This window comes from Nonomuraea maheshkhaliensis, from assembly GCF_039529435.1.
GTDB classification, from domain to species: domain Bacteria; phylum Actinomycetota; class Actinomycetes; order Streptosporangiales; family Streptosporangiaceae; genus Nonomuraea; species Nonomuraea maheshkhaliensis.
Genome location: NZ_BAAAMU010000021.1, coordinates 17,462 through 29,366 on the forward strand (window position 1 = coordinate 17,462; position 11,905 = coordinate 29,366).

The window sequence follows — 11,905 nt, forward strand, 5'->3', positions numbered from 1 at the left end:
GCCCAGAAAGAACGCGTGCTCAGGCCGCGGTCGGGCCCGAGCTGCCCGGGCTGGCGTGCCAGAGCTTCCTGGGCGGGCCGGCCAGGGCGGGGGCGAGGTCGGCGTAGGGCGAGAGCCGGAAGCCGTTGGCGTACTCGATCGCGCGTCCTCCGACGCCCGCCAGGTCCTCGGGCGTCCGGTCGAGGACGGCGCGCACCGCCTCGACGCCCTGGGAGCGCCAGAGCGCGTCGAGGTCGGCCAGGTTCCAGCAGTCGACCGCCCGCATGGTCACCGCCCGTGTCCCCGTGCGCCTGACCACGCCCTTGGCCAGCATGAGCCATGAGCCGAACACGGTCGAGGCGCAATGGCCCTGCACCGACTCGAAGAAGGTCAGGTCGATCGGCCCCGTCGAGTCGTCGAGGGTGGTGAAGATGACCCGCTGCCCCGAGCGCACGGCCGGCGTCTGGGTCGCCACCTTGACCCCCGCCACCAGGATCTCCGCCCCGTTGCGCTGGGCGAGCAGGTCGCGGGAACGTACCACGCCGAGCGCGTCGAGCAGCTCGTCGTGGAAGCTGATGACGTGCCGGCTGACGTCGATGCCGAGGATCTCCAGCTCGGCCTCGACCATCTCCGTCTCGGTCATCTCGGGCAGCTCCCCCGGCAGCAGGTGCTCGCCGAACCCCAGCGGCAACTGGACCGCCGGAGGAGCCGCGTTCTGGGCGGACGACAGGTCCATGTGCGACAGGTGGGAGCTGTAGCGCTTCGACTTGCGCGGCCCGGCCCGCACGCCGATCGCCGAGGCCCGGTCGAGCGCTCCGACCTGGGCGATCAGGTCGCGCCTGGTCAGCTCGCCCGGCCGCCAGCGGGGCCCGCCCGGGTGGAGGTCGTGCAGCGCGTCGAGGCCGCCGACCTGGACGATCCGCTCGATCGTGGGCCGCGAGGGCCTGGCACGGTCCCAGAAGTCGGCCAGCGACGTGTACGGCTGCCCGGCCACCATGCGTTCGACCTCCGCCTCGCTCACCCCCTTGACCGCCGAGAACGGCACGCGCAACGCGTACCCCTTGCCGATGTCGCCGGCCCTGAACTCCCTGCGCGGCCCGCCAGGTCCTTCCAGCGCGGCCGGGCGCACCCGCACCTGGACGCGCGGCCCGAGCCGCTCCACCCGCCAGTCCTTGCCCGACTTGTTGATGTCCAGCGGCAGGATCTTCACCCCGCACTGCCTGGCCTCGTCGATGATGACCCGCGGCGGGTACATGCCGGGCTCGTGCGTGAGCACCCCGGCGAAGAACGCCGCCGCGTGGTGCCGCTTGAGCCAGGCCGACTGGTAGGTGGGCAGCGCGAACGCCGCCGCGTGCGCCTTGCAGAACCCGAACGCCCCGAACGCGTCCAGCACCTGCCAGGCCCGCTCCACCTCCGCGTCGCCGAACCCGTTGGCCCTGGCCATGGGCGTGAACGTCCTGCGCACCCGCTCGCGCCCCTCGGGCGTGTCGAGCGTGCGCCGCAGCTTCTCGGCGAACGACAGGTCGCGCCCGGTCATCACCGAGATGATCTTCAGCACCTGCTCGTGGAACACCACGACGCCGTGCGTCTCCTTCAGCGCCTCGCGCAGCCTCTCGTGCGGATAGTACGGCTGCCGCCACCCGTGCCTTGCCTCCAGGTAGGGCGTGACCATGTCGGAGTTGACCGGTCCAGGACGGAACAGCGAGATGTCCACGATCAGGTCGTGCATCCTGCGCGGCTCCAGCTTGGCCACCAGCTCGCGCTGGCCCGGGGACTCGATCTGGAAGCAGCCGAGGGTCCTGGACGCGCAGATCATGTCGTAGGTGTCCTGGTCGTCGTGGGGGACGTACTGGACCTCCGGGTCGTCGCCGCGCTGGGTGTCCAGCTCGACCACGACGTCGTCGACCCGCTTGACCTCGCTCAGCGCGTACGCCAGCGCGGACTGCATCCGCACGCCCAGCACGTCGAGCTTGAGCAGGCCTGCCTCCTCCACGTCGTCCTTGTCGAACTGCGACATGGGGAACTCCAGCAGGCTGCGCTCGACCGGCGTCCGGTCGCGCAGGCCGCTGTTGCCGATCAGCACGCCGCACGGATGCAGCGCGATGTGCCTGGGCAGCCCGTCGAGCTTCTCCGCCAGCCGGAACACCCGGTCCAGGCCGGCCTCGCCGAGCCGGCTCTCGCGCAGCTCGGGCAGGTCGTCCAGGGACGCGGTGATCTGCCTGGCCCTGATGTGCGGGAACGCCTTGGCGATGGCGTCGATCTCGTGCGGCGGCAGGCCCATCGCCCCGGCGACGTCGCGGATGGCGCTGCGCGCCCGGTAGGTCTCCATCATGGACACGCAGGCCACGCGGGCCTCGCCGTAGCGTTCGAAGATGGCCTGGTAGCAGTCGAGCCGGCGGGCCGACTCCACGTCCACGTCGATGTCGGGCAGCCCGATGCGGCCCTCGGACAGGAAGCGCTCCATGAGCAGGCCGTGTTCGAGCGGGTCGACCTCGCCGATGCCGATGAGGTAGTTGACCAGGCTGCCCGCGCCCGAGCCGCGGATGGCGCAGCGGACACCCATGCCGCGGATCATGTCGGTGATGCCGGCCACGGCGATGAAATATCCGGACAGGCGCTTGCGCTCGATGACGGCCAGCTCGGCCCGCAGGCGCTCCCTGGCCTCGCCGGAGCGGTCGAGGCCGCGCCTGATCAGCCCGTCCTCGACGCGGTGGCGCAGCAGCGGCACCGGGTCGCGGCCGACCTCGGGCAGGTGCAGGGCGGGCGGGTCGTTGCGGAGCGCGAGCAGGTCGAGCGGCTCCATCGCGCACGCCTCGGCCAGCCGCCTGGTGGTGTGCAGCAGCCGGGCCACCCGTTGCTGGTCGGCGCCGCACACCTTGGCCGCCACCTGCCACATCTCCTTGGTGCTCTTGAGATAGGCGTGGGAGGTGGTGCGTTCCAGGTGGCGCGGGTGCAGCGGGACGAGCTGGCGGGCCGCGTCGAGCACGTCGCCCACCTGGTGGTCGGCCGGGTCGAGGTAGCGTGCCGCGTTGGTCAGCACGGCGGGCACGCCCATGGACTCGGCCAGGCCGAGCATGCGGACGGCCGTGATGGCGTCGCGGAAGCCGTACTGGTCGACCAGTTCGACGACCACGCCGGGCACGGCGGCGCGCCACAGGCCGAGCAGTGTCCTCGCGTGCTCGTCGCGCCGGTCGGCCACCGCGCGGCCCACGTCGGAGCGGGGGCCGAGCAGCACCACGAGCCCGTCGTCAGCGCCGAACCCGTGATCACCACCAGGCCCGCCGGCCCATTCGCCGATCAGCTCCCTGGTCACCTTGGGCGCGCCGCGCTCGCCCGTGTGGTGGGCGGCCGTGACCAGGCGGCACAGGCGCGGCCAGCCCTTGCCCCTGGACAGCACGGTGACGCGATCCTCGGCGCCAGGGCCGGTCTTGGGGCGCCGCGCAGCCGCCCCGGGCACCGGGGCGAAGGGCGAGGCGGGGACGTCGAGGGCGAGGTCCACGCCGAGCACCGGCGCGATGCCGGCCTCCGCGCACGCCCGGACGTGCTTGATCGCGCCGTAGAGGCCGTCGCGGTCGGTCAGCGCGAGGATGTCCATCCCGTGCTCTGACGCCCGGTTCACCAGTGCGCGCGGGAAGGCGGTGCCGTAGCGCATGGAGTAGGCGGAGGACACGTGCAGGTGCGGGAACGGGGGCGCCATCAGTCCCACGCCCTCAGCAGCAGCCAGCCGTTGCCCGCGGTGTCGTAACGCAGCTCGTAGGAGCCCGACTCGCGGCCGGGGCTGGCCTCGACCCGCCAGAAGCGGCGTTCGCCCGGATCGCCCTCGCCGGTCTTCCACCACTCGCGCGCGACCACCCAGTGGTCGAGGACGCTCCGGACGAGGTAGAGCCGGTCACGCCAGACGAACTGGGTCGGCTCCCCGTCGCGGGTCCACACCTCTATCGGATCGCCATAGAGTCTGCTCAAGACGCTTCTCCCCGCCAGGCTCTGGTCCGTATGCTGAGCCACCCGGGGGAAGACGGGCGCTTATGACTCGAACATATGTTCTCAGCGCTCGAAACGCAAGTCGCCGGGCTCCCGTACGAGCGGGTTGGCCCCGATCGAGTTGCGGATGCTGAAGGCCACGCTGCCCGCCCGGTAACGGTCGTCCGACGACTCCACCGGCCGGCCCTCGTGCGTGGTCGTCACCCGCCTCTGGCGCAGCAGCGGGCTGCCCCTGCGCACGCCCAGCAGCCGGGCGTCCTCGGCGCCGGCCGGAACCGCGTCGATGAGATGCTCGCCGTAGGCGAACACCAGGCCGACGGACTCGTAGAGCGCCTCGGTGACCGACCCGCAGTCGGCGGGCAGGCTCTCCACGGCGGCGGCCACCCATCCGGCGTAGACCGTGCGCTCCAGCAGCACGGGCTCGTCCTCCAGCGAGCGCAGCCGCAGCACCTCCAGCACCTCGCCGGAGCCGAGCCGCGCGAGCTCCGAGCCGCTCGCGGGCCGGCGGCGCTGGGCGATCACCCGGCCGCCGTAGCGGTAGCCGTTCGCGCGGGCCCACTGGGCGAAGCTGTGCAGCTCGGCGAAGCTCTGACTGCGCGTCCTGCCGAGCACGATGCGCCTGGCGCCCTGCCGGGAGCCGACCAGGCCCTCGGTGGCCAGCACCGCGACCGCCTGCCGTACGGTGCCGCGGGCCGCGGAGAAACGCCCGGCCAGCTCCGCCTCGCTCGGAAGCTGCGAACCGACCGGATGGCCGCCGGACAGGATCTCGTCCCGCAGCTCATCAGCGATCCGTTCATAGCGGGCAACCATCCCCGACCCTTCCCATTCATGAAAGAGCAACACTTATGCGACTTACTGGTGCTCGCTTGTTTGTACAAGTTCCCCTACGTTCTTGCCACACCCCCTGGAAAGTGGAGGCGTCGTGTTCACACCTCGCGCCCGCGCGGCCGGCGTTGTCGCAGTCCTGACCGTAGTCACCGCGGCGTGCGGCGCCGCCCCGAGCTCCCAGACCACCCAAGCATCCCAAGGCGGGGTGAACGCGGCCACGGCCACGTCCGCCGCCGACTTCGGCGGATTCGACCAGTTGGTCACCGCGGCCAAGAAGGAAGGCGCCCTGCACGTCATCGCCCTGCCGCCCGACTGGGCGAACTACGGCGAGATCATCGAGAAGTTCCAGGCCAAGTACGGCATCAAGATCGAGAGCGAGACCCCCGACGCGGCCAGCGCCGACGAGATCAACGCGGTCAAGACGCGCAAGGGCCAGGACCGCGCCCCCGACGTGCTCGACCTGGGCCAGTCGTTCGCGATCAGCGGCGCCAAGGAGGGGCTGTTCGCCCCGTACAAGGTGCAGACGTTCGACAAGATCCCCGAGGGCCAGAAGGAGCCCACCGGGCTCTGGGTCAACGACTACGGCGGCTACGTCTCCATCGGTTGCGACGCCAAGCAGATCAAGACCTGCCCGACCAGCTTCGCCGACCTGCTCAAGCCCGAGTACAAGGGACAGGTCGCGATGAACGGCAACCCGACCGAGTCCGGCTCCGCCTTCGCCGGCGTGTACGCGGCCTCGATCGCCAACGGCGGCTCCTTCGACGACATCCAGCCCGGCATCGAGTTCTTCGAGAAGCTCAAGGACGCGGGCAACTACAACCCGGTCGAGACCACGCCCGCGACCATCGAGAAGGGCGAGACCAAGATCAGTATCGACTGGGACTACAACAACGCCGCCTACGCTCCCCAGATGGCGCCCAAGGGCCTCGACTGGAAGGTGAACATCCCCACCGACGGCCAGTACTTCCAGATGTACGCCCAGGCCGTCAACAAGGACGCCCCCCACCCGGCCGCCGCTCGCCTGTGGCAGGAGTACCTCTACAGCGCCGAGGGCCAGAACCTCTACCTCAAGGGCTTCGCCCGCCCCGTCCTGCTGCCCGCGATGACCGCCGACGGCACCGTGGACAAGGCGCTGGCGGACAAGCTGCCCGCGGTCGAGGGCACGCCCACGTTCCCGACGACCGAGCAGGTGGACGCGGCCAAGGCCAAGCTGGCCTCCGGCTGGGACGCCGCGATCTCCGGATGACCCGCACCCGTTCGAGGGGCTGGCTCGGCGCGCTCCCGCTGCTGGCGTTCTTCGCCTTCGTGTTCGGCATCCCCGCCGTCGCGCTGGTGGCGGGGGCGTTCACGGCACAGGGACGGCCGAGCCTGGCCAACCTGACGCAGAGCCTCCAGGGCGGCTACCTCACCGCCATGATCGGCAGCGTCAAGCTGTCGGCCGTGGTCGCGCTGCTCGGTGCCGTCCTGGGCACGTTCCTGGCCCAGGCGGTCGTGGCCTCGCGCGGCACGCTGCTGCGCGAGGCCGTGCTGACCGCCTCCGGCGTGCTGGCCAACTTCGGCGGGGTGCCGCTGGCCTTCTTCTGGATCGCCACGCTCGGCAACTCCGGCGTGATCAGCGGCCTGGTCGGGCTGCCCTCCGGCTCCCTCTACACGTTCTGGGGGCTGGTCGTGGTCTACCTGTACTTCTCCGTCCCCCTCATGGTGCTCGTCATGGCCCCGGCGCTGGACGGGCTGCGGCCGCAGTGGCGCGAGGCGGCGGCGAGCAGCGGGGCCACCTCGTGGCACTACTGGCGCTTCGTCGCGCTGCCGGTGCTGGCCCCGGCCATGCTGGGCGGCGTGGTGCTGCTGTTCGGCTCCTCCTTCTCCGCGTACGCCACCGCCAACGCCATGGTCGGCACCGTCGTCCCGCTCGTCACGCTGAAGATCGCCAGCGCGCTGACCGGCGACGTGCTGATCGGCTACGAGAACATCGCGCTGGCGCTCAGCCTCGACATGGTCGTGGTGGCCGGGCTGGTGATGGCGATCTACCTGCCGCTGCAGAGGAGGACCTCCCGATGGCTGCACTGACCGGCCTGGAACGTGTCTCCGGCACCGTCACGCGACGGCCGGGGACAGCCTGGCGCGGCGTGGTGTTCGCGCTGGCCGCGGCCTACTTCCTGGTCCCGCTGGGTACCTCCGTCTGGTACACGATCCACACGCCCACCGCCGGGGTGTCGTTCTCCGCGTACGGGGAGCTGCTCACCGCCGACGGCTTCGTGCGCTCGCTGTCGCTCTCGCTCGGGCTGGCCGTGGCCACGATCGCGGTGGTGCTGCTGCTCGCGCTGCCCGCGATGCTGGCCGTGCGGCTCTTCGCGCCCCGGCTGCGGCCGGTGATGGAGGTGCTGTGCACGCTGCCGCTGGTGGTGCCGCCGATCACGTTCGTGGCGGGGATCGGCACGTCGCTGCGCAACGGGACGGAGGTGCTGGCGCCGACGCCGTTCTGGGCCACGCTCATCGCGGTGCAGGACCCGGCCTTCCCCGTCGTGCTCGTGCTGGCGTACGTGGTGCTGGTGCTGCCGTTCGTGTACCGGTCGCTGGACGCGGGGCTGCGCACGATGGACGTGCGCACGCTGGTGGAGGCGGCCCGCAACCTGGGGGCGTCGTGGCCGTACGTGCTGGTGCGGGTGATCGTGCCCAACCTGCGCTCGGCCCTGGCCAGCGCGTCGTTCCTGACGCTGGCGCTGGTGCTGGGCGAGTACACCGTGGCCAGCCTGCTCGGCTACGAGCCGTTCGCCGTGTGGATCGTGACCGTCTCGGGCTCCAAGGGGCAGCTCTCCGTCGCGGTGTCGATCCTCAGCCTGCTGCTCATCTGGTTGTTGCTGCTCGCCGTGTCCACGGTGTTCGGCAGGAAGAGGGAGAAATGACGGCATCGGTGGAGTTCCGCGGGCTGCGGCGCGCGTACGGCAAGACGGTCGCGCTCGACGGGCTGGACCTGATCGTGGCGCCCGGCGAGTTCGTCGCCCTGCTGGGCCCTTCCGGCTGCGGCAAGACGACGGCGCTGCGCTGCGTGGCCGGCTTCGAACGGCCCGACTCCGGCGCCGTGCTCGTGGACGGCAAGGACGTCACCGACGTCCCGGCCAACAAGCGGGACGCGGGCATGGTCTTCCAGTCCTACTCCCTCTTCCCCAACCTGAACGCCCGCGACAACGTCGCCTTCGGCCTGCGCGTGCGCAAGGTCCCGGTGGCCACCAGGCGGTCCAGGGCCGACGAGCTGCTCGAACTCGTCGGCCTGCCCGCGCACGCCGACCGCTACCCGCACCAGTTGTCCGGCGGCCAGCAGCAGCGCGTCGCGCTGGCTCGCGCGCTCGCCCTGGAGCCGCGCGTCCTGCTGCTGGACGAGCCGCTGTCGGCGCTGGACGCCAAGGTACGCGTGAGCCTGCGCGAGGAGATCCGCCGCCTGCAGCTCGACCTGGGCATCACCACCATCTTCGTGACCCACGACCAGGAGGAGGCCCTGTCGATCGCCGACCGCGTGGCGGTGCTGCGCGACGGGCGGCTGGAACAGGTCGGCGCCCCCGCCGAGGTGTACGACCGGCCCGCCACGCCCTTCGTGGCCGAGTTCGTCGGCACCATGAACCACCTGGCCGGGCGCGTGTCCGGGGACCAGGTGACGGTGCTGGGCCAGATCCTGCCCGTGGACGGTCCCGTACCTGAGGATCCGTCCGTGGACGTCCTGATACGTCCTGAGGCGGTCACGGTCGTCCCCTCCCCCGACGGGCCGGCCGAGGTGGTGGCCGCGTCGTTCAGGGGCGCCTCCGTGCGGCTCAGGCTCGCGGTGGAGGGCGGGGAGGTGCTCGCGGACGTCCCCGGCCACGAGGCGGCCCAGCTCGGCCCCGGGACGCGGGTCACGGTGCGGCTGGTGGAGCGGCCGGTGCTGGTGGCCGAGCGCACGGTCACCGTTCCCGCGCCCGTCGTGGCGGCCGATGCGGTCTGAGCTCGCCGTGCCGTCCCGCCGCGCCGGTCCCGACGCGGTCCTGCTGGACATGGACGGCACGCTGGTGGACACCGAGGGCCTGTGGTGGCAGGCCGTCGCCGCCGTCGCGGGCCGTCCGCTGACCGAGGCCGACACGCCGTACGTGCTCGGGCGCACGATCGAGGACGTCGCCCGCCACCTCGGTGAGCCGGGGCTCACCCCCCGGCTCACCGCGGCCTTCGGCGAACGCGTCGCCCGTGACCTGACGGTCGTGGCGGGGGCGGCGGAGCTGCTGTCCGGGCTGGCCGCGGCCGCCATCCCGACGGCCCTGGTCAGCGCGTCGCCCAGGAGCATCGTGGAGCTGGTGCTGCCGCGGCTGGGGCACGCGTTCGACCTGGTCATCGCGGACGAGGACACGCCGCGGGGCAAGCCGTGGCCCGACCCGTACCTGGAGGCGGCCCGTCGGCTCGGCACCGTGCCGTCACGGTGCGTGGCCGTCGAGGACAGCCCGGCCGGGATCGCGGCGGCGAGCGCGGCGGGGTGCCTGGTGCTGGTCGCGGGGCCCGAGAACGGGCTGCCCTCGCTCGACCACCTGCGCGAGTCGTTCACCTGTTTCCCCGGGGGCTGTCCCGGAGGGAACGCCGAGGGGGCCCGCGACGAGCGCTGAGGGTGCGCGTGTGGCGCGACTGCGGCGGTAGGCCTTGTATCGGTAAGCTTGCGCGGCGTGAGCGGTGAAACCTCCCACATCGGGCGCTACAGGCTACTTAGCGTGCTGGGGCGAGGCGGGATGGGCACGGTCCATCTCGCCGAGGACGCCGCTGGGCAACGGGTCGCGGTCAAGGTGATCAACCCGGAGCTCAGCCAGCACGAGCAGTTCCGCATGCGCTTTCGCAGGGAGGCCGACGCGGCGCAGCGGGTGCGCCGGTTCTGCACCGCCGCCGTGATCGAGGCCGCGCTCGCCGGCGACCAGCTCTACGTGGTCACCGAATACGTCCCGGGGCCCAACCTCGAAGAGGCCGTGCAGCAGTCGGGTCCCCTGCGCGGCTCCAGCCTGGAGGCGCTGGCCGTGAGCGTGGCCACCGCGCTCACCGCCATCCACGGGGCCGGGGTGGTGCACCGCGACCTCAAGCCGTCCAACGTGCTGCTGTCCCCCGTCGGCCCGCGGGTGATCGACTTCGGCATCGCGCGGGCGCTCGACACGCTCGGCGGCGTCACCAGCACCGGCGAGATCGTCGGCACTCCCCGCTACATGTCGCCCGAGGTGCTGCGCGGCGACCCCGTCTCACCGGCCTGCGACGTGTTCTCGTGGGGCTGTCTGGTGGCGTACGCGGCCAGCGGGCGGGCGCCGTTCGGCGGGGAGACGCTGCCGGCCATCGTCTACCAGGTGCTCAACACCGAGCCCGACCTCCAGGCCGTCGACCCCGGCCTGCGCGAGCTGGTCGCCGCCGCCCTGCGCAAGGACCCGGCCGCGCGGCCCACCTCCCAGCAGCTGCTCGACCATCTCATCGGGCGCTCGGCCGGGCCTGAGCACGCGGCGCAGACCGTACAGGTGGCCTGGCAGCGGGCCACGTCGCCGTACACGATCGTCCCGACGGGCTCCCGGCCGCCGCGCAGGGGCCGGCTCTACACGGCGCTCGCGGCGGCCGGCGCGGTCGTGCTCGCGGCCGGCGTGGGCGCCTGGATGCTGTTCGTCCCCGGCGGGCCGCCCGACGACCTTCCCGTGCTGTACCAGGAGGACTTCACCACCTCGGGCGACTGGAGCGGCACGTACGACCCGTCCATGAGCGGGAGCTACTACGGATACCGTACGGACGGGACATACGGGATCGACGTCGGCACCGGGCACGAGGAGAAGTGGGCCAGGGCGCCCGTCCCCTTCACCTTCCACAAGCCGACCGCCACGCCCGAGCCCTCCGCCACGCCCACCCCGATGCTGCCCGCGACCGTGCTCATCTCCGTCACCGCCGACGTCAAGAAGTCCTCGGGCAGCGGCGACTACGGCATCTACTGTCACAACTCGGAGGACGACAAGTCGTACTACGAGTTCGCGCTGGACACGACGGGCAAGGCCAAGATCCGGCGCATCTCGAACGGCGCGGGCGGCACGGTGGCGCAGCCCGTGGACGCGGAGGTGGAGCGCGGGGACACGGCGCGGATCGCGGTGTCGTGCGAGCAGTCGGGGAAGACGGTGCGGCTGACGATGTGGGTGAACGGCAAGCAGGTGCACGACGTGGAGGACCCGAACGGGATCGGCAGCGGGTCGCTGGGGGTGTTCGCGCGCACGGTCAAGGACGGCAGGTCGCAACTGCAGACGACGTGGGACGACTTCGAACTGCGCGGCCGCCCGGAGTCCTGACCCCGGGCCCGTACCGAAGACGCCTCTCCCCAGGTCGTACCGAGCGCTGAGACGCGCTCGCCGCGGACACCGGCATCACGGACACCTGCGTCACGGACACCTGCGTCACAGACACCTGCGTCACAGACACCGGCAACACGGACGCCTTAAGAGTCGCAGAGGACCCGGCGGGGCTTACAGGACTCCCGCGCGGGCGGCGGCCAGCGCGGCGTCGGCGGCCCGGTCGGCGTCGCGCTCGGTCACCGGCTCGTGGGCGACGAACAGCCGGTAGTAGACGGGCGCGACCGCCACTCTGATCACCTCCCTGACGTCCACGACGTCGGGCAGCTCACCGCGCGCGACGGCCCGCCGCACCACCTCGGCCGACTGCTCGTGCCTGGCCACGAAGAAGTCGTGCAGCGCCCGCGCGGCCGAGGAATTCTGCATGGCCGCCGCCACGAACGCCGACGACACCGGCCCCAGCTCCGGATCGTCGAACCCGGTGCGGACGAGCTGGACGATGCCCCGCAGATCACCCTCGACCGAGCCGGTGTCGGGAATGGGCCACGGCTCGTCGCCGGCCAGCTCAAGGGCGTCGGCGATCAGCCCTTCGACGCCGCCCCAGCGCCGGTAGACGGTCGTCTTGTGCACGCCTGACCGCTCGGCGACGTTTTCCACGGTCAGGCGCGCGTAGCCCCCTTCGAGCAGCTCCGCGAGCGTGGCCCGCCGCACGGCGTCACGCACGCGCGCGCTCCGCCCCCCGGGGCGTTTGTTAGGTTCCAAAGACTACTCCAGTTGCATTAAGCCTCAAGCCATGCCACACTAACGCT

Annotated in this window: 10 protein-coding genes; 6 read left to right on the forward strand and 4 right to left on the reverse strand. The window is 71.9% G+C overall.

Translation table 11 applies throughout. The annotated features are described in order from the left end of the window. Nucleotides 1-19 precede the first annotated feature (19 nt). The 3 genes from ABFX54_RS16625 to ABFX54_RS16635 form a co-directional block, all read right to left on the reverse strand. The gene (locus tag ABFX54_RS16625; RefSeq protein ID WP_346105729.1) at nt 20-3,676 is read right to left on the reverse strand and encodes a DNA polymerase III subunit alpha; all 3,657 of its coding nucleotides are present in this window, start codon (nt 3,674-3,676) and stop codon (nt 20-22) included. After that, entirely contained in the window at nt 3,676-3,942 is a 267-nt protein-coding gene (locus ABFX54_RS16630) for a DUF6504 family protein (RefSeq protein WP_346105731.1), read from the reverse strand. Before ABFX54_RS16630 ends, ABFX54_RS16625 begins: the two co-directional genes overlap by 1 nt. 81 nt (nt 3,943-4,023) lie before the next feature. Beyond that, nucleotides 4,024-4,770 (reverse strand): GntR family transcriptional regulator, encoded by a 747-nt coding sequence (locus tag ABFX54_RS16635; RefSeq protein ID WP_346105733.1) that lies wholly within the window; start codon nt 4,768-4,770, stop codon nt 4,024-4,026. 112 nt (nt 4,771-4,882) lie between these two features. Here ABFX54_RS16635 and ABFX54_RS16640 point away from each other — a divergent pair, with 112 nt between their 5' ends. From ABFX54_RS16640 to ABFX54_RS16665, 6 genes are read left to right on the forward strand one after another with little or no spacing between them, the layout of a single operon-like run. Further along, complete coding sequence (locus ABFX54_RS16640) at nt 4,883-6,034, forward strand: ABC transporter substrate-binding protein (RefSeq protein ID WP_346105735.1); 1,152 nt, start codon at nt 4,883-4,885, stop codon at nt 6,032-6,034. After that, a complete protein-coding gene (locus tag ABFX54_RS16645; protein ID WP_346105737.1) occupies nt 6,031-6,855 on the forward strand; it encodes an ABC transporter permease in 825 nt (274 codons plus the stop codon). The genes ABFX54_RS16640 and ABFX54_RS16645 overlap by 4 nt, the downstream gene beginning before the upstream one ends. Continuing rightward, nucleotides 6,843-7,691: an ABC transporter permease gene (locus tag ABFX54_RS16650; protein ID WP_346105739.1), complete on the forward strand. Its 849-nt coding sequence runs from the start codon at nt 6,843-6,845 to the stop codon at nt 7,689-7,691. Before ABFX54_RS16645 ends, ABFX54_RS16650 begins: the two co-directional genes overlap by 13 nt. Beyond that, nucleotides 7,688-8,761: an ABC transporter ATP-binding protein gene (locus ABFX54_RS16655; protein WP_346105741.1), complete on the forward strand. Its 1,074-nt coding sequence runs from the start codon at nt 7,688-7,690 to the stop codon at nt 8,759-8,761. Before ABFX54_RS16650 ends, ABFX54_RS16655 begins: the two co-directional genes overlap by 4 nt. Beyond that, a complete protein-coding gene (locus tag ABFX54_RS16660) occupies nt 8,751-9,407 on the forward strand; it encodes an HAD family hydrolase (protein WP_346105743.1) in 657 nt (218 codons plus the stop codon). Before ABFX54_RS16655 ends, ABFX54_RS16660 begins: the two co-directional genes overlap by 11 nt. 57 nt (nt 9,408-9,464) lie before the next feature. After that, nucleotides 9,465-11,096, forward strand: coding sequence for a protein kinase domain-containing protein (locus tag ABFX54_RS16665; RefSeq protein WP_346105745.1), 1,632 nt, complete (start codon nt 9,465-9,467; stop codon nt 11,094-11,096). A gap of 174 nt (nt 11,097-11,270) precedes the next feature. On the opposite strand, the gene ABFX54_RS16670 is transcribed toward ABFX54_RS16665, so the two are convergent. Further along, nucleotides 11,271-11,819: a TetR/AcrR family transcriptional regulator gene (locus tag ABFX54_RS16670; protein ID WP_346105747.1), complete on the reverse strand. Its 549-nt coding sequence runs from the start codon at nt 11,817-11,819 to the stop codon at nt 11,271-11,273. Nucleotides 11,820-11,905 lie beyond the last annotated feature (86 nt).